This window comes from Pandoraea commovens, from assembly GCF_902459615.1.
Classification (GTDB): Bacteria; Pseudomonadota; Gammaproteobacteria; order Burkholderiales; family Burkholderiaceae; genus Pandoraea; species Pandoraea commovens.
The window spans coordinates 16,210-36,907 of record NZ_CABPSA010000005.1; the positions used below are offsets into that span (position 1 = coordinate 16,210).

22 protein-coding genes are annotated in these 20,698 nt (G+C 56.9%); 21 read left to right on the plus strand and 1 reads right to left on the minus strand.

Going from position 1 to position 20,698, the window contains the following annotated elements; genetic code table 11:
* The first annotated feature begins 62 nt into the window (after positions 1 to 62).
* From PCO31010_RS15355 to sctV, 21 genes are read left to right on the plus strand one after another with little or no spacing between them, the layout of a single operon-like run.
* Entirely contained in the window at positions 63 to 296 is a 234-nt protein-coding gene (locus PCO31010_RS15355; protein WP_150665023.1) for a hypothetical protein, read from the plus strand.
* On the plus strand, positions 229 to 828 hold the full coding sequence (locus PCO31010_RS15360; RefSeq protein WP_150665024.1) for an RNA polymerase sigma factor: 600 nt from the start codon (positions 229 to 231) through the stop codon (positions 826 to 828). The genes PCO31010_RS15355 and PCO31010_RS15360 overlap by 68 nt, the downstream gene beginning before the upstream one ends.
* A gap of 22 nt (positions 829 to 850) precedes the next feature.
* Positions 851 to 1,291, plus strand: a complete 441-nt coding sequence (locus PCO31010_RS15365) for a tetratricopeptide repeat protein (protein WP_150665025.1) — start codon at positions 851 to 853, stop codon at positions 1,289 to 1,291.
* On the plus strand, positions 1,288 to 1,719 hold the full coding sequence (locus PCO31010_RS15370) for a type III secretion system chaperone family protein (protein ID WP_150665026.1): 432 nt from the start codon (positions 1,288 to 1,290) through the stop codon (positions 1,717 to 1,719). Before PCO31010_RS15365 ends, PCO31010_RS15370 begins: the two co-directional genes overlap by 4 nt.
* Before the next feature lie 29 nt (positions 1,720 to 1,748).
* Complete coding sequence (locus tag PCO31010_RS15375) at positions 1,749 to 2,069, plus strand: hypothetical protein (RefSeq protein WP_150665027.1); 321 nt, start codon at positions 1,749 to 1,751, stop codon at positions 2,067 to 2,069.
* Positions 2,070 to 2,894 carry a type III secretion system inner membrane ring lipoprotein SctJ gene (gene sctJ / locus PCO31010_RS15380; protein WP_150665028.1) on the plus strand — a complete coding sequence of 275 codons (825 nt, stop codon included), beginning with the start codon at positions 2,070 to 2,072 and terminating at the stop codon, positions 2,892 to 2,894. It begins immediately after the preceding gene.
* Positions 2,894 to 3,568 (plus strand): SctK family type III secretion system sorting platform protein, encoded by a 675-nt coding sequence (locus PCO31010_RS15385; protein ID WP_150665029.1) that lies wholly within the window; start codon positions 2,894 to 2,896, stop codon positions 3,566 to 3,568. The genes sctJ and PCO31010_RS15385 overlap by 1 nt, the downstream gene beginning before the upstream one ends.
* On the plus strand, positions 3,520 to 4,224 hold the full coding sequence (locus tag PCO31010_RS15390; protein WP_150665030.1) for a hypothetical protein: 705 nt from the start codon (positions 3,520 to 3,522) through the stop codon (positions 4,222 to 4,224). The genes PCO31010_RS15385 and PCO31010_RS15390 overlap by 49 nt, the downstream gene beginning before the upstream one ends.
* Positions 4,217 to 5,533, plus strand: a complete 1,317-nt coding sequence (locus PCO31010_RS15395) for a FliI/YscN family ATPase (protein WP_150665031.1) — start codon at positions 4,217 to 4,219, stop codon at positions 5,531 to 5,533. The genes PCO31010_RS15390 and PCO31010_RS15395 overlap by 8 nt, the downstream gene beginning before the upstream one ends.
* Positions 5,521 to 6,033, plus strand: coding sequence for a hypothetical protein (locus tag PCO31010_RS15400; protein ID WP_150665032.1), 513 nt, complete (start codon positions 5,521 to 5,523; stop codon positions 6,031 to 6,033). The genes PCO31010_RS15395 and PCO31010_RS15400 overlap by 13 nt, the downstream gene beginning before the upstream one ends.
* Complete coding sequence (locus PCO31010_RS15405; RefSeq protein ID WP_150665033.1) at positions 6,030 to 6,758, plus strand: hypothetical protein; 729 nt, start codon at positions 6,030 to 6,032, stop codon at positions 6,756 to 6,758. The genes PCO31010_RS15400 and PCO31010_RS15405 overlap by 4 nt, the downstream gene beginning before the upstream one ends.
* Positions 6,755 to 7,900, plus strand: coding sequence for a type III secretion system cytoplasmic ring protein SctQ (gene sctQ, locus PCO31010_RS15410; protein WP_150665034.1), 1,146 nt, complete (start codon positions 6,755 to 6,757; stop codon positions 7,898 to 7,900). The genes PCO31010_RS15405 and sctQ overlap by 4 nt, the downstream gene beginning before the upstream one ends.
* On the plus strand, positions 7,900 to 8,550 hold the full coding sequence (sctR, locus tag PCO31010_RS15415; RefSeq protein WP_150665295.1) for a type III secretion system export apparatus subunit SctR: 651 nt from the start codon (positions 7,900 to 7,902) through the stop codon (positions 8,548 to 8,550). Before sctQ ends, sctR begins: the two co-directional genes overlap by 1 nt.
* Positions 8,547 to 8,810, plus strand: coding sequence for a type III secretion system export apparatus subunit SctS (sctS, locus tag PCO31010_RS15420; protein ID WP_174984795.1), 264 nt, complete (start codon positions 8,547 to 8,549; stop codon positions 8,808 to 8,810). Before sctR ends, sctS begins: the two co-directional genes overlap by 4 nt.
* A gap of 5 nt (positions 8,811 to 8,815) precedes the next feature.
* Positions 8,816 to 9,613, plus strand: coding sequence for a type III secretion system export apparatus subunit SctT (sctT, locus tag PCO31010_RS15425; protein ID WP_150665036.1), 798 nt, complete (start codon positions 8,816 to 8,818; stop codon positions 9,611 to 9,613).
* On the plus strand, positions 9,610 to 10,746 hold the full coding sequence (locus tag PCO31010_RS15430; protein WP_150665037.1) for an EscU/YscU/HrcU family type III secretion system export apparatus switch protein: 1,137 nt from the start codon (positions 9,610 to 9,612) through the stop codon (positions 10,744 to 10,746). The genes sctT and PCO31010_RS15430 overlap by 4 nt, the downstream gene beginning before the upstream one ends.
* The gene (locus PCO31010_RS15435; protein ID WP_150665038.1) at positions 10,743 to 11,225 is read left to right on the plus strand and encodes a type III secretion system chaperone family protein; all 483 of its coding nucleotides are present in this window, start codon (positions 10,743 to 10,745) and stop codon (positions 11,223 to 11,225) included. Before PCO31010_RS15430 ends, PCO31010_RS15435 begins: the two co-directional genes overlap by 4 nt.
* On the plus strand, positions 11,170 to 13,287 hold the full coding sequence (gene sctC / locus PCO31010_RS15440) for a type III secretion system outer membrane ring subunit SctC (RefSeq protein ID WP_174984798.1): 2,118 nt from the start codon (positions 11,170 to 11,172) through the stop codon (positions 13,285 to 13,287). Before PCO31010_RS15435 ends, sctC begins: the two co-directional genes overlap by 56 nt.
* On the plus strand, positions 13,284 to 14,330 hold the full coding sequence (locus PCO31010_RS15445) for a TyeA family type III secretion system gatekeeper subunit (protein WP_150665040.1): 1,047 nt from the start codon (positions 13,284 to 13,286) through the stop codon (positions 14,328 to 14,330). Before sctC ends, PCO31010_RS15445 begins: the two co-directional genes overlap by 4 nt.
* A 40-nt stretch (positions 14,331 to 14,370) precedes the next feature.
* Entirely contained in the window at positions 14,371 to 14,781 is a 411-nt protein-coding gene (locus PCO31010_RS15450) for a type III secretion system chaperone (RefSeq protein ID WP_150665041.1), read from the plus strand.
* A gap of 3 nt (positions 14,782 to 14,784) precedes the next feature.
* Positions 14,785 to 16,881: a type III secretion system export apparatus subunit SctV gene (sctV, locus tag PCO31010_RS15455; RefSeq protein WP_150665042.1), complete on the plus strand. Its 2,097-nt coding sequence runs from the start codon at positions 14,785 to 14,787 to the stop codon at positions 16,879 to 16,881.
* Between the two features lie 53 nt (positions 16,882 to 16,934).
* On the opposite strand, the gene PCO31010_RS15460 is transcribed toward sctV, so the two are convergent.
* On the minus strand, positions 16,935 to 20,216 hold the full coding sequence (locus PCO31010_RS15460; protein WP_150665043.1) for a YadA family autotransporter adhesin: 3,282 nt from the start codon (positions 20,214 to 20,216) through the stop codon (positions 16,935 to 16,937).
* Positions 20,217 to 20,698 lie beyond the last annotated feature (482 nt).

Below are 20,698 nucleotides of genomic sequence, written 5' to 3' on the forward strand. Positions count from 1 at the left end.
GCGCACGGTGTCCTTTGCTTCACGGCGTGGCTTCCCCGCGCCTTAACCATTGAGGATTTGATATGTCAGGACTCTCATTTCAGGAAATTGCCGACACCGTCGGCGCAGCTGCCAAACGAGCGGAAGATCGCCTATTGGAAAAGCTTGAAGAATTCGCCAGTAACGACGACATCACCAGCGGGGACCTGCTCATGATGCAGGCCGAAATGCAGCGATGGAATTTTTCTCATGAACTCTGCGCAAAAAATAACGAAAAGCTCGGCAATACGTTCGCCAGCATTGTCCAAAAAGCCTGAGGCGCAGGATTCGCTACGTTCAGAGTTCTCGGCATTCATCGCGCATGAGTATTCGTCGCTACTGAATTTCGTTCGTCGCCGCGTTTCCTGCCCACAGGCATCTGAAGACATTGTTCAAGCTACGCTACTTCACGCTCACCGAGACATCGAGAACTTCCGTCGCGAAGCGAGCATGCGAAGCTGGATTTTTGGCATTTTGACCAATCAGATCCGCAAGCACTATCGCTCCCAAGCGGTTCAACGCCAGCGGTTTGTGTCCGATGACGACGTCGCCGACACCTTGGCTGCAGATGATGACCCCGAAAAGATCATCGCCCGATCTCAACGCATTGATCATCTGAGCGCGTTTATTGGTCGACTTGAAGACCGGATGCGCTCGGCGCTGTACGAGGTTTCGATCAGCGGACAAACGTACGACGCCGTTGCCGATCAGTTGGATATACCCGTGGGCACATTGCGCAGCAGGGTCTCACGCATCCGTGAAAAGTTGCGCGCCGAACTCGAGCAAATCGGCGTCGGCCGCTTCGACTGACCCACGCCGGAGAAAATTGGACATGGAAAATCCGTTCAATGCCCCGGAGACTCATTTGCCGGACCAAGATGTCAAAAGCCTGCTCATGCTTGCCCATATTTATGGTGTGCAGGGTCTCCATCGACACGCATACGATGCGCTGACCATCGCGTTCGGTGCGCGTCCGGATGACCCGGAAATTGCACGATCCCTTGGCATGACGCTGATCAAAATGGGGCGCTTCAGAGAAGCGATTCTGCCGCTGCACGTCGCGGTGCGCGCCAATGACAACGCCGCCGATGCCGAGACAACCCTAAGTTATGGCGAATGCTTAGCTCGCTCGGGTTTTCGTAACGCGGCAAGGAAAGTGATCCTCGAAGCGATGATCGCGGCGTCCCGGGGACTCGGGCCGCCCCACATCCGCAGACAAGCCGAGCGTTGGCTCGCCCGTTTAGAAAGTTTTAATAATGTTATTCCATCATGAACACATCGCAAGATAATCATCTCGTCACGCGCTTTCGTGAGGCGATGCAAGGCCTTCTCGTTGACATTGGCTTGTCGCGTCCGGAAGTGGTTGACGCCTTCCCTGCATATGAGCTTGCTTCCGATGACGGGATCAAACTGACACTGAGCGTGGACAGCGAAGGCGTGGTAACGGTGCAATCCCACGCTCTCGCATTGCCGGATAAATGCTCGACTTCGATTTTGGTGTCATTGCTACGTCAAAACCGGGTCGGCCCATCGTATCCGCCAATCGTTACGGCCATTGAAAACACTGATGAGCCTGGCGTCGTCGTCTGCACGCAGGAGCGCCTGGAGAACCTGACTAAAGACCATTTTCTCACCCTGTTCCAACGCCTCTCGGACGAAGCACGTCTGATCAGACAAACGCTGGACTCGCCTCTTTCCTAATACCGCCACAACGCTTAACAGGAATTCAAGTGCCTACCATTCAAGTACTAACCCATTTGGTTCAACCCGATTCGCAAGTATCGGGATTCCCCCCCCTCCCCGCCGACCGGGAAGCTACCGACGCACAAGCGGCCTCCTTGTTCCGCAAGGCCGTCGAAGCCCTCGAGAGCATTGAATCACAGCACTCGAAATTAAGCGGTGCGCTAGAAGCCGTCGGCCCGGACATGTCGAGCAGCGAGATGCTTTTGCTGCAGTCACAGATGATCAAGGTTCATACGACAGACGAAATCGCGGGCAAGATCGTGACACAGTCGGCGCAGAACCTCGATACGTTAGCGCGTATTCAATAAATGACTGCATCACTTGGGCGCTTCTTGCGTCTGACGTCGCTGGCATTCGTATTGATACTGGTCGGCTGTTCCGACAGATCAATTGAGCTGGTGCGTTCGCTTCCGGAATCGGAAGCGAACGCCGTTGTCTCCGCACTCGCGGCGGTGAATATAGTATCGAGCAAATCGTTGGAGAAAGACGGTTCTGTAACGGTTCGCGTATCGTCGTCGCGCGAAGCCGAGGCATTAGCGCAGCTGCGTGCCTACGGCTTGCCCCGACGTAACTTCGCCACGCTCGGTGAGGTTTTCAAGAAAGACGGGATTGTCTCGTCGCCGCTCGAAGAGCAGGCGCGCTACGTCTATGCCTTGGCCCAAGAGCTTGAAGACACGCTATCGCAGCTCGACGACGTCGTGTACGTTCGCGTGCTTCCCGTTCTGCCCAAGAAAGCGTCCCTGACAGGCCCAGAAATCAAGGCGACTGCCGGCGTTTTTATCAAACACCGGCCCTCGGCCGATTTAGCGGACATGGTCCCAATGATTCGGGATCTGGTCGCTCATTCAGTGCCCGAGCTGGACGCATCACGAGTATCGGTTGTGATATCGCCGGCTGACGATACGTTCGCTCCTGGCATGCCAAATCCCGGCATGAAGCCCAAGTCGTCACAAACGGCAATGTGGATCGGCTTGCTAATCGCCATGGCGGGGATCGGATCTGGCGGCGCAGGCTATTGGTGGTGGCGCCGCACAAGAATGAAATCCGATGAGCGGAAAACGCGAGATGAGTACAAGGAGCCTATCGCGCCGCGCGCGGAGACAAGCCATCAATCTTTCGATTCGGGAGACTAATGGTGAAGATCAATGCTGAAGTGAAACCCGGAGATCAGGAAATTGCGCTCGGCTGGTATTTCAATACCCTGCCGAGTCGCTACCTCCATGCAAGTTGGCGACGACGGTTCCTCGATGCGCCGTGGTGCGACGTCGTTTTCGATAGTCCGTACGGACATGGTGCGCTTTCGCTCTCAGTCCTTCGGAAGATAGGTATGGAGACGTGCTTCTGGACTGACTGGAATCGTCCCGAAACGACGATTGCGCTTCAGACCCGTAGCAGTGACCTCATCGAGCTCAGTCGGTGGATCGGCCAAATCCTACTCAGCCGACATGTCAGACGCTCCATCGATTACGAGAGCCGATGTCAGTGGCAGGCCGCGCTTGGAGAAGAGAAATTTTTGTCATTGCACGCGCAAGCGCCGCTGCTTACCCATGAAAGATTGGAGACTTTGATCGATTCCGCGCCGATCACACCAGCAAATTTCAACGCCGTTGCACTTGCAACTGGAACCGACTTATTGATTAACGCCATTGCTCGTTTACCCGCTCCGTTGGGCAAACGCTTGCTTTTGAAATTGCCCTGCCCGGATTCTAGTGCGGGCGGCCCATTGAGACATACGCCCCCCGAGATCGAGATTTGGCCATGGATACTCCGGATGTGGCATCGCCTTCCGATGCAAGCTTCTGCGTAACACGCGAGGCCGTACGCATGACCGGCACCGCTCGGGTTCTTCGTGCGTCCGAACTCAATTTGCTCACACACGCGAAAGATCTCGTCGGCCGCGCGCGAGAGATCGCGGAGGACACAATTGCCTGGGGCGACCACGGATATCGGAAAGCTTTCGCTGCCGGATACGAGGCCGGGATCAAACAGGCCGCAGAGCAAGCGCTTCGCGAAAGTCTTGAGGTGACCGAGCTTCGTCTGGCTGAGTTGCGCGCTACCGAACAACACGTCTGCACGTTGGTGCTTGAAGTGATCTCACGCGTTATATGCGAGATGGACGATGTCGAGCGAATTGAACGAATTGTCCGCCAAGGGCTACGCCAATTGGAGGCCAGTCATGGGGCCGTACGTGTCATCGTGGCAACTGAATTAGCGTGCCGCCTTTCAGCGCAAATCCCCCAATGGCGGGCGACATGGCCGTGTTTGGAATTTCAACTGGAAGCGGATGCCGGACTCAGCAATATGCAATGTCGCATCGAAACCGCCAACGGTTCGGTCGTCGGTGATCTGGAAGACGTTCTTAAGGTATTGAGCACAATGCGAGCGGACATGTCGACCGCCTGTCATCAGGACACGAATATGCCCACATCGCCCGATTCGGGCAACGGAGGCGCGGATGTATAGCGAACGCCTGCACGAACTGCAGTTACGCCTGTCGGCGCTCAACGCGCATTCATTGCGCGGGCGCGTCGAACAGGTCCAGGGAACGCTGGTGCGCGCTCGCGTGCCACGCGCGCGCATTGGCGATCTTTGCATTCTGCAATGTCCCGACAGCGCCTGGGAACGTCCAGCGGAGGTTGTCAGCATCGAACCAGGTGTTGCGGTATTGGCTCCGTTTGGCGATCTTGCAGGCCTATCTCACCGTACCGAAGTACTGGTTACGAACGCTCGTCATCGTGTGCGCGTAGGCGACGCGTTGGTGAGTCAAGTCCTGAATGGATTTGGCGATCCTTTGAATAGCGCAGCCGAGCCTTTAGATCTTCCAACATCTTACGCAGTGGACGCGCCTCCTCCCGTTGCCATTGAGCGCGAGCTCGTTTCTTGCAGAATTTCCACAGGAGTCCGCGCCATTGATGGCGTGCTCACGTGCGCAGAAGGACAACGAATTGGCATTTTTGCGGCTGCAGGTGGCGGGAAAACGTCGCTCCTTGCGATGCTGGTCAAGGGCACTGACGCGGACATTTGCGTGGTGGCGCTGATCGGTGAACGTGGCCGCGAGGTCAGAGAATTCATGGAGCACGATTTAGGAGAGGCCGGACTCAAGAAATCGGTACTCATCGTTGCGACGGCGGACAGGCCAGCTGCTGAACGTCTTAAAGCTGGCTTTGTCGCGACGGCCATTGCCGAGTACTTCCGAGATCAGGGGAAACGTGTGTTGTTGCTAATGGATTCCGTCACCCGGCTTGCCCGTGCTCAGCGAGAAATCGGTCTTGCCGTTGGGGAAATGCCTGCTCGTCAGGGCTTTCCGGCCTCGATGTTCGCGTTATTGCCAAGACTTTTCGAAAGGGCGGGAACCGCCAAGCGAGGCTCCATTACGGCGTTCTACTCCGTGCTTGTGGAGGGGGACGATATGACCGAGCCCGTGGCCGACGAGGTTAGATCTCTGCTCGATGGCCACATCATCCTTTCGCGGGCACTCGGTGCAGAAATGCATTATCCCGCGATTGACGTTCTCGCAAGCCTCAGCCGCGTCATGAAACGCGTGGCCAGTGCCGAGCATATGGCAATGGCAGAACACCTGCGCAAACTGATGGCGAAGTACAAGGAGATCGAACTACTCGTGAAACTAGGCGAGTACCAAGGTGGAACGGATGCCATCGCCGACGAAGCGCTGGCGAAAATCGAAGGTATTCGGACGTTTCTGAAGCAACGACAGGACGAGCGCGTGGGTTTCGATTCCATGCTAAAGGAACTGAGATCGTGTCTGAACTAATCGACATCACCGCTTTGCGAACGCATCTCAGTATCAAGACACAACGCAAAGACGCGTCCGCCAGTCGCTGGCGAACGCTTCAGCGCGAAAGCGTAGCGGCGAAGGAAGCGCATGCATCTTGTCTGTCTGCACTCGAACTTACCGCCAGCACGTTCGTCGCGCGACAGCGCGAAATACTCCAGCGTCTACGCGAAGGCGTTACGTCGCTCGCCAACATCGACCTCGCTCATGCGCGTATTCGCACCATGCGAGATGAAATCGACTCGCTAAGGCTTCGCTGCGACACGTTGAAGGCTGAATTGGACGAAGCTATCGCCGCAGAGGAAGCTGCGCGTCTTGTGATGGTCAAGCGTGAGATGGAATTGCAAAAACTTGAGAGCGTTTATGAGCACACCGCTCAAACGCTGCGCAGCATCAAATCGCGGCTCGCCGCAAAGGAATTAACTGATCTCTGTGGCGCATATGCGAAGCAGCGAACCCCTGACAGGAAACATCCATGACTCCGATCTCGCCCGTATCCAGCATTTCTCAAACGCGCGCCAAGCTGGACCAGCCTCCATTACCGGCGAAGCCTTGCGACCTTGCCGACGTTCGACAATTTGCCGAAGCGCGTCGACGCGCCGATGCTGCCCAGAAGAGAGAGAGCGACGAGGCGGCCGCAGAAGACCTCGCCCCCGAATTCGACGTTATCGGCACAGCATTGTCTGCCACGCTTCTAGCGGATCTTCCGGGCGAGTTGCAAGCCACCATCGACCCTCAAATTGATCCCGACTCCGCCAGCGTCGATCTATCTTATGGTCTTAGTTTTGCTAACAGCTCAAGAGTCATCGTTGGGCAAACGGGTTCTCAAGCGCAAGTCCCACCATCTTCAACGGTCACAGCAAACGCAGACGTGCTACGGCTGGAAGCTGCGGCCACCGAATTCACCACGCAGCTCGGACGGCTTGAACGCAGTGGAGAGCTTTGGGCGTCAAAGGCGCAAGTAGTCCTCCGTTCCACCGCGCTCGAAGGCGCTGCGATGCACCTCACGGGCTCCGGCAATCGTATTGACGTCGTAATCATTCCCCCTTCTGCTGAAGTGGCTACCTGGCTGCACGCTCACCGAAAACGTCTTTCCGAAGATCTCACGAGGCGATTGAATCGTGGAATTGACGTTCGCATCTCTGAAACGGGGGGCGTGGCCGCCTCCGAGTCGACTTCGACGGAGATGGGCGAAGAATCATGACGTCCTCCGGTGCAGGTCAAACCGTGGTGCCGAAATATCGGCACCTTGCCCTTCCCAGCCTGTCGCGAGCGCAGGTGCAGGCGCTCGCCCTAATGCATCGCATCGCTTCTCCCATTGCTTTGATCGGCGGGAGGCAATGGCGCGCAAGCCTTCTTCCGCTACGAGGCATACCGGAGCGCGAGCTTGCATGTATCCGAATGACAGGATATATCGGTGGGCATCGGTTTTCGCTCTCGGTTGGTGAGCGCGCCCTTTACGCAGTGATGCGCACGCACGTACCTGAGTTGTTCGATGCCCCGCTGCAGGACGATTTGCTACAGGCTCTGGTCACCCATACGCTCGCGTATTGGCTGGCCGCCTTCGGTTGCGATACGACATTGAATCTGGATTCGGTCGCTCGCGCGTCGTTATCGTCAAGCTTTGCGCCGGGCACGGCGCTGGGACTTTCGTTCAAAACTCAAAAAAACGACGACTCGGCTACGCCTACCGAACAGTTCATTGCCGTCGCTGAATTCTCCGGTGAAAGCCTATGCGCTCTCGCTCGCTGGAGTGAAGAACGGCTACCGAAGCGGAACCACGTCACACCGAACGTAGAACTCAGACGTACCGCTACGATCCGGCTGACACTCGAAGTCGGCCGTACGTCAATAAGTCCCCAGGTGTGGCGGGGCATTTGCCCTGGCGATGTAATTTTTTTCCTTCCTCATGGAACCGCATCCGGATTGCACGTTCATTTCTGCGCGGAGCATCGGCCTCTGGTAAAGGCAGTCATTGATCAACACGCCGGCATGACAATCATAGGCAACGTAATGCAAGTCTCCGACGAACAATTTCCCCTCGACAGCGCCTCCGGTAACGCCAACCAGGACGTTACGGCTCCAGAATCCGAACCGCAAGAAAACGGTGAGAACGTTTCCCTGTCAGACATACCGTTACATCTGACCTTCGACATTGGTGGATGCGAACTAACGTTGGAAGAAGTCGAGAACCTCACCCCAGGCACCATCATCAATCTCAACCGGGCGCTGCCCGAAGTCGTCAGCATACGTGCAAATGGCGTGCTGATAGGCAAAGGAGAGATGGTCGACATCGATGGGTCTGTGGGCGTTATGCTGACCCAAACGAGGTTCGAAGCATCATGATCAACGACATCACGCCAGTCACCCTGGCGATGTATCTGGCGCTGCTGAGCCTCGTGCCTATCATCGTCGTGATGACGACGTCGTTCCTCAAGATTTCGATAGTCATCCTGCTCGTCCGAAACGCACTCGGCGTCCAGCAGATCCCGCCGAATATCGCGATCTACAGCATTACGATCGTGCTGACGTGCTACGTCATGGCACCCGTCGCACACACCATGTACGCGACGGTCTCCGAGTCTCCTGAAGCGATGAAATCGATCCCGGCGTTCATCGAGTCGACCATCGCGGCGGCAGGTCCGCTAAGGGAATTTCTCTCACACCACAGCGATCCCGATCAAGTGACATTCTTTGCCAATACCGTCAAACGGATATGGCCGGCCGAGTTGGCTGCGACGGTGACGGGCAACGATTTCTCCGTATTGCTACCCGCTTTTCTCGTGACGGAGCTTTCGCGGGCGTTCATGGTTGGATTTCTGCTCTATCTGCCGTTCGTCGTCATCGACCTCATTGTTCAAAGCGTGATGCTGGCACTGGGCATGATGATGATGTCACCGATGACCATCTCCCTGCCGCTCAAACTTCTCCTGTTCGTCATGGCGGACGGATGGTCTCGACTGCTGCACGGCCTTGTCGTGTCCTACGCATCATGACACCCGACGACCTCTCTGTGCTGGTGACGCGAGCGCTGTTTCTGACGTTGAAACTGTGCGTCCCCGTCGTCGCGTTTGCCACATTGGCGGGCTTGCTCATCAGTTTGCTGCAAGCCGCGACGCAAGTGCAGGATCAAACGCTTCCCTTCTTCGCGAAGTTTGTTGTCGTGATCGTCGTTCTTATGGTCACGGGACATTGGATAGCGCGCGAAATGCTCGATTTTACGACGGCGATGTTTGATCTCCTTCCGATGCTTTGATCATCATGCACGAACTCGCCCAGACCGTTCACCTGACGAAGGACTTCGCACTTGCGTGGATCATGGCATGGCCTCGTGCGATCGCGCTGTTCACCATGCTGCCATTCTTTCGCAATGACACGATGCCTGGTCTGTTGAGGTTCTGCATGGTGGGCGCGCTTTGCCTGCCGCTTGCCCCAGTGCTACTGCCGCAATTGACTGCAAGCGAGTTGAGCGGTCCCGCCTTTTTTCTCCTTCTCGCCAAGGAAGCTTTGATTGGCTTCGTGATGGGTCTTCCCATCGCACTACTTTTCTGGGCCGCGGAGAGTATGGGCGCGATGATCGACAACCAAAGCGGCGCTTCGGTCGCCAGTGTGCTGAATCCGGCGTCCGGAAATGACGTCGCAACGCTCGCCGCGTTGCTCAACCAGATATTCATGGTCTCTTTCCTACTCCTCGGCGGGATGAGCTGGCTGATTGACACGCTCTACCAAAGCTATCTTTCCTGGCCTCCCACATTGTGGTGGCCCAGTTTCAATGCAACCGGTATGGACTGGTGGCTGGGACGGTTAGATCATTCGCTCAGGACCGCGGTCGTGCTCGCAGGCCCTATTGCGTTAGGACTTTTCATCGTCGAACTGGGCTTCGGTTTGATCGGGAGATTTGCGCCCCGGATGCAGGTCTTCGTTTTGGCCATGCCTATCAAAAACGTACTTTCCGTCCTGTTGCTTGGTGCCTACCTCGGCACACTCCTTCCGCACTTTGGCGATCTCGCGCAAACCCTCAAGGAGGTCGTCCGCTCGGCACTGGAGGTGACGCGATGAGCCAACAGTCCGCAAAGACGGAACGACCGTCTCAACGCCGCCTCGACAAAGCGCGTGAAGACGGCCAGGTCGCAAAAAGTGAAGACACGGTATTCGTGATACTTCTTGGACTTCTTTTCGGATTCCTTATTTATAACGGAAGATACATTGCTGAGTATCTTGTGGGCGTTATATCGCTTCCAACACGCCTGTATGACGCACCTTTCGAATCCGCTGCGATGCAGGTTCTGCTTGAAGCGTCGGGTCTGGCGCTAACGCTCATCATCTCAATATTGGTCACAACGAACGCTCTCAGTTTCGTCCTGCACTGGCTGCAGTTCGGCCCGCTGTTCTCGCTTAAGCCAATATCGCCGAGTCTGAAGAAGCTCGACGTCGTAGCCAACATCAAACAAATTTTCTCGGTCAAGACCTTAGTCGAAGTCATCAAGATGCTCGCGAAATCGGCGGTTCTCGCCGCGATTGTTTTCTTCGTTCTCAAGGGAAATCTCGGCTTGCTCTTCAGCTTGCCTTGGCGTGGCGTTGCAGGCATTTCCTATGGGATAGGCAAAGTGATGACGCATCTTCTGACCCTGAATTTCTTCTTCTTCGCACTGCTCGCCATATTCGACATTCTGTGGCAACGACATCAGCATATCAAGCAACTCAGGATGTCGAAGGAGGAAGTCAAGCGGGAACAGAAGGAAAGCGAAGGTGATCCGCATTTCAAGAGGCACCGCCGCGGGTTTTTTCAGGAGATCGTTGCGGGAGATGCCGAGCGGGTACCACTTTCGACGGCCGTCGTTACGAACCCGACGCACCTGGCCGTCGCGCTGTATTACGACCCGGAGGTCACGCCCTTACCGGTCGTTATTGCAAAGGGCGAAGACGATGGCGCGAGGACAATTGTTTCGATCGCACGCAATGCTGGCGTGCCTGTGATTCAGAACATTCCAGTGGCACGTCGCCTCTACCGTCGAGACGTCTTCAGGGCAATTCCCAAAGACCTGATATCGGCCACCGCGGAAATCGTGGTGCTGGCCCAACGCATGCGGGAGACCGGACAGTCCAGCACCACCATGTCGGGAGATTCGGACGGCTCGCTCTCTTCCGATGGCACAAGTTCGCCCGACGACGCAGAAATCGGTAGCCCATGACGATCTCTACAACCATGACGACAAATACCAATCTCTATCCATCCATCTGGACACCAGCGCTTGGTCAACTCGGTTTGGCAGATGCGCAGTTCGACGGTAACGGGGAATTCTCGTTCGCATTGGAGCACCGCTATCTGGTTCATTGCATTCTCTCTCCACGCCATCTCGTGCTTCGCGTGCGTATCGGCACGCTGACCGACATCGCGCAGGAGCAACGAAATGACGTGATGCAGCGTTTTCTTCAACTTGTGACCGCCCATGCCCGGGAGCGTCGGGAGGCCCCCTCGTTGTCCCCAGACGGACGCACCATCCTGCTGCAACGTTGGTTTCCCAACGAGATGGCGTCTAATCCGACAGCATTTGTCCTCTCGTTCGATGTCTTCGTGGATGCATTCTTCACATGGAAGGAGTGGTGGCAGCGCAATGTCGTCAACACCACACGAGACCGAAATCCCAATCATCTCCGGCCCGGTCTATAACCCTCGCTTCAGAAAAATGATGGAACTTACACTCTCTCGACTACGCCAAGCCTGCATCAATTCGCTGCTCTGCTTAGCGGGCGCTACGTGTGCGATTCAGGTGCACGCACAGACCGACATCGGCGCTCCGTGGCTCGCTCAACCCTACATCTATACAGGTGATAGGCAACCGCTGTCCACCGTGTTGCGCGACTTCGGACGCCAATTCGGACTCAACGTCAAGGTCGCCTCAGGCATCTCCGGCATCGTCAACGGTCGGGTATCCGCAGAATCACCGGGAAAGTTTCTCGATCAATTGGGTGGGCTCCATGGTTTCGACTGGTTCGTGGATAGCGGAACGCTATATGTCACCCCCCTGTCTGCTCGAATCCGAAGGATGTTGAAAGTCCCGCCTCCAATGATCGCGCAAGTGCGAAGCGCTCTTCAGGGGCTCGGACTCTTCAACCCCCGCTATGGTTGGGGAGAACTGGGCAACCAGGGACAGATTATTGTCTCCGGCCCCCCAGCTTATGTGGCCAGAATCGAGGAAATCGTACGCAACATTGCCTCCACGCCGAATAATGTTCAAGTCGCCGTCTATCGGCTGAAATACGCGAACGTCCAGGACCGCACGATCAAATATCGAGATCGGGAAATCGTGGTGCCGGGTGTCGCAACGATCCTGCGTGGATTGGAGGAGACAGGTGCGACGTCGGTCCATGGAGAAGACAGTGCCCCATCGGCGGAGTCCGAGTGGGGTTCATTCCAACGCACTGCCGTCATTGCTTCCGACATCAGACTCAATGCCATCGTCGTAAAGGCATCGCCAGATGCGCAACCGTTTTACAGGCAACTGATCTCGCAGCTCGACGTCAATGTTCCGCTCGTGCAGATTGAGGTGGCAATTATCGACATCGACAGCGACCTGGCTGAGAACATCGGTGTCAATTGGGCGCTGGGCAACATCGCGTCTACCGCCGCAGGGGTTGCCGCCGGCGTCGCCGGAGCGCCATTCTCTGCCGCACTAACCACCGTGCTGCCGCGCGGCTTCGATTTATCGGCTCGCGTTCATCTCCTGGAAAGGGAGGGACGTGGGCAGGTGATCTCAAAACCGTCACTTCTGACGATGGACAACCTTCAGGCCCTATTTGACACAAGCGAGACATCGTATATCCGCACCGTGGGCGAAAGGGTTGTAGAGACCACGCCCGTAAGTGCCGGCCTCATGCTGAAGGTCACGCCTCGGGTCATTGATGCCGCCCCTGGCGAGCAACGCCGAATTCTGCTTCAGGTTGATATTGAAGACGGTAAGCGGATTAATAGTACGGCTGAGGAGCTCCCGGTCCTGAAGACAAGCACGATCAGCACGCAAGCCGTGATCGGCGATGCGGAAAGCCTTCTGATTGCGGGACATCAACGTCAGGAACAGCAAACGTCTGTTGAGCGAGTGCCCGTCCTGGGATCGTTGCCTGGCATCGGCGCATTGTTCAGAAACACACATGAGTCGCAATTGAATCGAACGCGATTCTTTGTAGTGACTCCTCGTATCGTCAATACGCTTTCGGTGGAGGGCACTGCGGGCGGCGAGGCTTTTCGCCAGTCGCGAGACATGGGCGCAGGTATCGATACCACTCAGCCCTTGACCCTTCCGTTGCCAGCACCGAAATCTCAACGGTCAGTGCCGCAACTCCCCATGCCCACACCCACCAGCCCGCCGTCCGATTTGCTGCAACGACCGCTTCCAGCGCCGAGCCCTGATCCGCTCTCATCGCCCCCGTCAATTATGAATAGGAACTCGCCGCAAGCAACATCGCCATCTGACGCCGGATTGCCCGATAGAAACAAGGTTATCGGCGCATCCCCGAACACGATAGCGTCCGAACAGATCTCACCGTCCACAAACGTCACATCGGTCGCCAGCGATCATCGCGCCAGCAAGGGCATCGCCCTGCGCTTGGCTGAAGATCTTTACGGCCACCACGGCAGGGAACATCCCGCAAATCAACGTGACGGAGGCCGCACAGGCGACGGTATCAAGCAGCAACCCGCGCCCTCCATTGATAGATCCAGGGAAACACCATGAACATGAGCATCGGTGGGGCTACATTCCTGCCCCCAATTTCCTCGCCCGTACAGGTGGGCGGGCGGCCCTCGATTCAGTCGCAACTGAGCAACAGTGCCGAAGAGCTGACCTTTGGTCGCACGCAGGATACGAGTCGGCCGCGACGCGAGGTTAGCAAGGTCCTCCCGCACTCGAACCGCTTCAACAAGGTCCAGCAGGTCCTGGCGCTCATGCGCACGGCCTCCGCGACCGACTTGCGTTACGGTCGATTGCAACGCCTCGCCCGCTCAGTCATTTCGTCGCGCGGCGATATCAGCCTTATCACCGGACGATCCGACTTGAGTCCGGAAGATCGGATGCTGGCACTTCAATTCGCATTCGAAGAGACCGCGACACTTGGCGACGACGCGGTCATCGTCCAGGCGCGAATTATTGAAGCGCAGCAAGCCCTTGACGAGGACTTCGGGCAGCAAATTCGGGCTCGACTTCATGCGATGGAAATTGCTATATCTATGGGGGAGTCGACGCATGATATTGACAGCTTTCAGACGGCATACCTTGCCGTGCTCGCGCAAGGCTCCTGCGCGGCGATGCTTGATGAGATCCTCAAGCACTTTCGAAAACGCTTGCGCCGCGCACTGAAGATGCTAACGCTCACGTTAGGGCGCGAGCTGGACTCAAACTGGACCTCATGTCCGGCAGAGTATCTTCATCTGATACGGCAGATGCTCTACGAAACGAGTTCGATAGCCAACGTGCTGGACGAGTGCGAGACACTTTGTTCGCAGTGGGAGGAGCGTCAGGGTATGCGACTCAACGATCCGGTGGAGATGACTCGCGATTTGGTCAAGATTGCCGCTGAACCATGGGTGGTTCCCGCCCGCTTCATCAAGATGGCGGATTCCTTCGTTGCTTCCCCGTGGCGCCTGCGTTTTTTGGGGCGGGTTCGGACTTGGATGCAAAACATGCCGGACAAGTTATTCGTGGACGACGCATCACGAACGCGCGTCGTCGAAGCCATTCAGGAAGCTTTGGACAAAGAAGCGGACATCGAACCCCTTTGACGTCACATTCAGGCTCTCCATTTCATGGGTTTGCTCAAAAATGAACTACACATACGCTCAAGAAGTCGTCGCCGCCTGCTGTCGTCATGCGAAGACCCAATCACTGTTCAGCGACGATAACGTTGCAGAACTTCCTGTAGATGATGGCAGCGCGCTGGCGTTTGAGATCACAGACGATGCGCTTCTTGTGATGCGTCTTTTGCCGAAGAATCAGCCCGACCAAGTAGAGCTACTTGCCTTGCTCGAGATCGCCGACGCCTCTCATGGATGGCACCTGGGGGTTGCACCAGGACTCTCGGCGCATGACCAGCGGCCAATGTTGTGGGTCAGGCTAGAGGACTCGGAGATCGATTTTGCCTCGGTGCAATGCGCTATCGATACATTGAACGAAGCTTATCGTCGGTGGCAACATCGCGTCTCGATGCGCCACGCCAGTCCGTTGGGCAATTAACATATGAAGCCGTTTTTTTCCAGGTTTACACGCTCGCCGAAGATTCCAGTGCTGCGCGCGGACGCCGCGCTCGCCGTTCTGCTCATTGCAATCCTCGCGCTAATGGTTCTGCCGATGCCGACGTTGCTCGTCGACATCCTGATCGGCGTCAATCTGGCCATCGCACTGATTCTTCTGGTTGTGGCACTTCATCTTTCGTCACCTCTGAAGATTTCGTCGTTCCCGTCGATCCTGCTAGTTGCCACGTTATTTCGATTGGCGTTGTCTATCTCAACAACGCGTCTCATCCTGCTGCAGGGCGATGCAGGACACGTTGTAGAGACCTTCGGCATGTTCGTCGTGGGAGGCAACATCATTGTTGGTTTGATTATCTTTTTGATTCTGACCCTGGTGCAGTTTATCGTCATCACCAAAGGCTCCGAACGCGTTGCAGAGGTCTCGGCGCGATTCTCGCTGGACGGTATGCCGGGAAAGCAGATGGCCATCGACGGTGACCTGCGTGCTAACGTGATCGACAAGGACGAGGCAAAGGCGCGGCGCACACACATCGAATTGGAGAGCCAGTTCTACGGTTCGATGGATGGTGCCATGAAATTTGTCAAGGGAGATGCCATAGCAGGGCTGATCATCGTCGCCGTAAACCTGTTGGGCGGCATCGGCGTTGCCGTTCTCCAGCAGGGACTAGACATGTCCACCGCCATGCAGAAGTACTCCATTCTAACAATCGGTGACGGTTTGGTCAGTCAGCTTCCCGCGCTACTTATCTCGATTGCCGCAGGCTTAATCGTCACCCGCGTGACCGGGCAAGACAGCAAGTCCAACGTCGGTCGAGATATCGCCCGGCAAATCGCATCGGAACCCAAGGCCCTTCTTTTTAGCGGGCTCACCATGGGGGGGATGGCCGCCGTGCCCGGCATGCCAACCGCAGCATTCGCCATACTCGCGGGTATTCTCGCCGGCTCCAGTCTCATCATGCACTTGCGTCAGCGGCGAAGCGCCAACGCACAGTTCAATGACACTGCGGACTCGCCCCTTCATGGCATGGCCAACGGTACCTCCCCTAGCTCCGACGGCCCCTCATTTTCGGTGCCTTTGATTCTCAGCCTATCGAAAGCTTTCCGCAATCGATACGGCATGCCAGCCATTACCCAGGCGGTACAAGAGGTTCGACGCGCCAAGAGCTTCGCGCTTGGCGTGCCGTTTCCGGACATCCTCGTTCGCCAGGACGACGAACTGCATGGTTTCGAGTGCAGAGTCCACTGCAATGAGGTTCCGGTATCTGATTGGCGGATTCCTGAAGGACGCGTTCTGGCCCAAGGTTTGGACGCAGACTATCTTGCGATACTTGGCGTGAATGAAGACCCGTGCGGTCTGGGCAACGACTTCCCGTTGTCGTACTGGATCGAGGAACCATTTGTTGAGGAAGCCATCGACTTTGGGGCGGCCATACTTCGCGACCTCGATATTTTCCGAGCTTTTCTGGGAACGATTCTTGAGCGCCACGCGGCCGAATTCTTGGGTCTGCATGAAACGGCGATGCTCCTACTCGCCTTCGAGAAAACCAGCCCAGATCTGGTCAAAGAGGTTGATCGGTTCATGCCGAAGCAACGCCTCGCTGATGTCTTGCAACGCCTTGTCTCTGAAGGCATTCCCATCAGAAACCTGAAAGGCATTCTGGAAACGATGGCGCGCTGGGGACAGAAGGAAAAAGACCCTGTGGTTCTCACCGAGTATGCTCGCGCTGACATGAAGCGACAGATTGCGCATAAGTACGCGCAAAGCCGCGACACATTAAGCGCTTATCTCGTATCGCCCGGTCTGGAGGAGGCGCTGCGGCAAGCGGTACGACAAACGTCAGCGGGCAGCTACGTCGTCTTGCCGGCCGACCAGCAACAAAAGCTGGTGAAGGCGGTTCGAGATGCTGTCGGCGATTTGCGCGATCGACAAGCAATACCTGTATTGCTGACCGCCATGGACATTCGTCGGTACTTGCGCAAGCTGATAGAAAACGACTGCCCCGAACTTGCCGTGCTTGCGTTTCAGGAGCTTCCCAGCGAGATTCAGATTCATGCTATTGGGCAGATTGATGTTGAACTGTGAGGCTTGTGGCGTTGCCCCGCGCTCCCACGCCGCGGGGCATTCAAGGTTATCTGTTACCACTGGAATCCGACGCCTACGGACGCACCATAGTCACCGCGCGAGGTGCTCGTCGCATTCCCCTTAACGATCCACTCGCCGTTTCGGGAGATGGTCGACACACCAATGGCCACACCGGTCTCGCCACGCCAGGTCGCACCGCCAATCGCGACCATGCTCTTGCCGGGACGATAAGGCTGCGGCAAACTGGCTACAGCCATTGCCGCGGCAATGCCGGCGCTCATGCGGTTGTCCATCTTTCGTATGTCGTTACGCACGCCGGCTACCTGCTGATTTAGTCCCTGCCCCAGTTCGCGCAACTGGTTAACGTTGACGGCATCGGTGCCGGCCGTGCCAGGCGCAACGTTGACGATTTGACGCTCGCCCCCCTCGCTACCCACAGAGACCGAGTCGTCCCGATCAGCCACTGATCCGGCGCCCAACGCGACAGAATTTTCTCCAACGGCGAGGCTATTGCTTCCCAATGCCGAGCTATTCTCCCCCGACGCCGTAGCGCCGCTACCTCCAGCCACCGAATTTCGACCATTGGCTGCAGGGGCTGCGGTCGTTTGCTCATCCGAATTCACGCGAAACATTCCGGTGGTGCCGTTGCGCAGGCTCGTCACGTCGCCATCGACGCGAGCAACGTCACCCTCAACCTTTGTTACGCGAGCGTCCAGCTTGGTGAGATCCTCGCCAACACTAATCGCAATATTTGACACGGCAGTGATTCGCTGATCGGTGTAGCTCTTGGCTTGCGCAACCGCGCCGTCCAACTGACGTATGTTGACCGCGTCCGTTGCCATCACGCCATCGGCGACATGACCGATTGTGCGCTCCGCGCCGGCGCTTCCGACCGCGACCGTTCCGACGGTCCGATTCTCCGCGCCCGAGTATTTCCCAGTGTAGTGCGCCGCGCCCCGATCGGCGACCGCCCCTGCGCCAATCGCCACGTCGCCCGCCTGACTGGCAACTGCGCCATTGCCAAGGGCGACGGTCGATTCGCCGTTGGCCCGAGCTGACGGCCCCATCGCGGTGCTGCCCACGCCGTTGGCTTCGGATGCCGCCATTGGTGTGGTACCGCCATTGGCCTGAAAATACCGAATGCCTCCACCGTTTTCGACGTTATGGACGGCATCGCCCAGATTCGACAACATCACGCTTACTGCATGTAGTTGGGCACCGTTCACTGCGTCGGTACTCAGCGCCGACACGTCGCCCTGCGCCACATTTGTCAATCTGGTCCCCCCGGTCTTCCCACCGTCGGACGAAGCGGCACCGCCAAACGTCACGGTCGCCTTACCGTTGTCGACCTCGTCGTCATACTGCACAGCGCGCTCCGAAAGCACTCCGACGCTATCGCCGATAGATTTCAACTGTCCCACATTGACCGCGTCCGTTTCCGCTACGCCGGCAGCGACATTCCTCAGCTTCACTGCAGCCCCACCGGAACCAACGCCCAACGTGACAGCTTCCTTCTCACCGGAATCGTATGTCACCACCTGGCCAAGTGCATCATTGACGACCACGATTGCAGATTGGTTTTGCTCGATCTTTCCTTCTAGCGCTTCGACCGCGATGTTGGTCGAGTGGAGCTGCGAGCCATTCACGACATCGGTGCTGGTAGCGCTGATATCTCCGGCGCTAACTCTAACGATTTTCCGAGTGAAGTTAGCAGAACCAACCGACACGACCCCCTGCTGATCAGCAACGGAATTTGCGCCGAGTGCGACAGAGTTGTAGCCGGAAACGCTTGCATAAGCACCGATCGCCGTTCCACTGGAGCCAGTTGCCTTCGCGCGCAAACCGACGACAGACGCGTCATAGACGTCAGAACTGGCGTAAGCTCCCAGCACGGTGGACCCACCTCCAGTAGCCTTTGCATTCGCACCGACCGCGGTAGCACCATCGCCCCAGCCCGCACGACCGATAAGACTACCGTAACCGACTGCCAAACCATCTGCAGCAGCAATCACCCCACTTTGATTACCTATTGCCGTGGATCGCGCGCCATCCACGCTCGCAGCGCTTCCGATGGCCAGCGCATCGACGCCTGTCGCCATTGGCGCCACGAAACTCACATCGCTAGTGACGCGCACCATCCCTTCGCGCCCTTGCGAGACATTTGCAACACTTGTCTCCGTTGCATTCACGCGAGCGCTAATCGCATTGAGCTGCCCCACATTGACGGCGTCCGTATCCGCCACGCCGGGCGCCATATTGACGATCTTGCGCAGACGCGTGGGCGCACCGACAGAGACAACGTTCTGTTCATCGGTTTCCGATCTCGCTCCAAGTGCCACTGAGTTGGTCGCAGCAGCGCTAAGCTTCGCGAAGTATCCTATTGCGACACTAGACGCACCATCGACTGATGCGGCCGTACCGATGGCGACCCCTTGATTGGATGACGCCGTGGCGCCTTGCCCAAATGCAACGGTATCCTGACCGTACGCCTTGGCGTTAACGCCAACAGCGGAGGCCCCAACGGCGCTTGCCTTACTAAATGCGCCCACAGCCACCGTCCCATTGCGCAATGAGCTTGCCCCACTGCCGATTTCGGCAAAATCGATTCGCTGGTTAGTCTCATTCAATTGCCCCATGTTCACAGCATCGAATTCGCCTACACCACGTGCAACGTTAACGACCTTGCGTTTGAGCGCATCCGAGCCAACGGATACCACATTAGCTTCTTTCGCCAAAGAGCCGCTGCCAAGCGCGACCGCGCCGCTTGCCTCGGAATATGCTTCATATCCAACTGCGAGGCTATCGTCGGCCGTCGAATGGGCTCCTCGCCCCAACGCCGCCGAGCGCGCTCCGGATGCATTCGAAAAGCTGCCGATAGCCGTCGCGTCTGCGGCCATCGCCTTCGAGACATATCCAAGCGCCGTCCCAAAGCGTCCTTGCACTTCCGCATAGTTGCCCAATGCAACGGCGGCCGTATTGCCTGACTGCGTTGGATCAACGGTTAGCGCTTGATAGCCGATCGAGATACTGTCATTCTCCGCTGTCGCCTCTTGACCAATCGCAATGGCAGCGTAACCGCCCTTGGCCTGAGGGCCCAACAAAATGGAATCCACGCTATTGGCACGAAGGCTCGACACCGTAATAGCCCCGCTCCGCGTACCACTCGCGAGCCGGAAGCCATTCGCTTGTCCGAGGCTGTACTTACGCGACGTTTCCTCAATGCTCTCCTCCAGAACAGCCTCTTCTTCCACCGCACGAGCCTCTGCGCTCGATGCCTGCATACCAAGCGCCAGCAGCACACCGCTGATTGCGGCAACAATTTTGGTTTCTTTCATCACAACTCCGCCTTAACCGAAAAAACAACGAAAACTCACTTTCCTCCGCCTCGTCGTCATGTTGGCGGAATGTGAACTCATTCAACTTGGCGGATTATTCGGCTACGCGCTCGCGATGACCAAAAACCATAAACGGAATGTCAACTGGATATTTCCCTTATCAGCACGAGAAACAGTCGGGTAATGTTGTTCGCAGACGGAGCGGGAATCTCAAAACACGGGGGAGTGCTGACGGGTAGAAATCGCCGTCCGGCGGGAGGGGGCAAGGATTTCAGACGTAACTACGAGTGTCAAAGGACTGGCGTTTTGATGTCAGCACCGGAAGGACATGATGAAAAGTAACTCTAAAGAAAATCCAATGCCGACTCCGCCTCCCCGCCGGCTCCCTCTGACGTGTGACGTCAAATGATGTGGCGCCCTATGCGCACCAAAGTTAGCCTTCGCATGCGCCGTTTCCCGATGGTAATTCCAGCGCCCAGCCG

What these genes read in the sequence shown, in the direction of transcription:
- PCO31010_RS15355 (WP_150665023.1), top strand. Translation starts at nt 63, where the DNA reads ATGTCAGGACTCTCATTTCAGGAAATTGCCGACACCGTCGGCGCAGCT.
- PCO31010_RS15360 (WP_150665024.1), top strand. Translation starts at nt 229, where the DNA reads ATGAACTCTGCGCAAAAAATAACGAAAAGCTCGGCAATACGTTCGCCA.
- PCO31010_RS15365 (WP_150665025.1), top strand. Translation starts at nt 851, where the DNA reads ATGGAAAATCCGTTCAATGCCCCGGAGACTCATTTGCCGGACCAAGAT.
- PCO31010_RS15370 (WP_150665026.1), top strand. Translation starts at nt 1,288, where the DNA reads ATGAACACATCGCAAGATAATCATCTCGTCACGCGCTTTCGTGAGGCG.
- sctJ (WP_150665028.1), top strand. Translation starts at nt 2,070, where the DNA reads ATGACTGCATCACTTGGGCGCTTCTTGCGTCTGACGTCGCTGGCATTC.
- PCO31010_RS15385 (WP_150665029.1), top strand. Translation starts at nt 2,894, where the DNA reads ATGGTGAAGATCAATGCTGAAGTGAAACCCGGAGATCAGGAAATTGCG.
- PCO31010_RS15390 (WP_150665030.1), top strand. Translation starts at nt 3,520, where the DNA reads ATGGATACTCCGGATGTGGCATCGCCTTCCGATGCAAGCTTCTGCGTA.
- PCO31010_RS15395 (WP_150665031.1), top strand. Translation starts at nt 4,217, where the DNA reads ATGTATAGCGAACGCCTGCACGAACTGCAGTTACGCCTGTCGGCGCTC.
- PCO31010_RS15405 (WP_150665033.1), top strand. Translation starts at nt 6,030, where the DNA reads ATGACTCCGATCTCGCCCGTATCCAGCATTTCTCAAACGCGCGCCAAG.
- sctQ (WP_150665034.1), top strand. Translation starts at nt 6,755, where the DNA reads ATGACGTCCTCCGGTGCAGGTCAAACCGTGGTGCCGAAATATCGGCAC.
- sctS (WP_174984795.1), top strand. Translation starts at nt 8,547, where the DNA reads ATGACACCCGACGACCTCTCTGTGCTGGTGACGCGAGCGCTGTTTCTG.
- sctT (WP_150665036.1), top strand. Translation starts at nt 8,816, where the DNA reads ATGCACGAACTCGCCCAGACCGTTCACCTGACGAAGGACTTCGCACTT.
- PCO31010_RS15430 (WP_150665037.1), top strand. Translation starts at nt 9,610, where the DNA reads ATGAGCCAACAGTCCGCAAAGACGGAACGACCGTCTCAACGCCGCCTC.
- PCO31010_RS15435 (WP_150665038.1), top strand. Translation starts at nt 10,743, where the DNA reads ATGACGATCTCTACAACCATGACGACAAATACCAATCTCTATCCATCC.
- sctC (WP_174984798.1), top strand. Translation starts at nt 11,170, where the DNA reads ATGTCGTCAACACCACACGAGACCGAAATCCCAATCATCTCCGGCCCG.
- PCO31010_RS15445 (WP_150665040.1), top strand. Translation starts at nt 13,284, where the DNA reads ATGAACATGAGCATCGGTGGGGCTACATTCCTGCCCCCAATTTCCTCG.
- PCO31010_RS15450 (WP_150665041.1), top strand. Translation starts at nt 14,371, where the DNA reads ATGAACTACACATACGCTCAAGAAGTCGTCGCCGCCTGCTGTCGTCAT.
- sctV (WP_150665042.1), top strand. Translation starts at nt 14,785, where the DNA reads ATGAAGCCGTTTTTTTCCAGGTTTACACGCTCGCCGAAGATTCCAGTG.
- PCO31010_RS15460 (WP_150665043.1), bottom strand. Translation starts at nt 20,216, where the DNA reads ATGAAAGAAACCAAAATTGTTGCCGCAATCAGCGGTGTGCTGCTGGCG.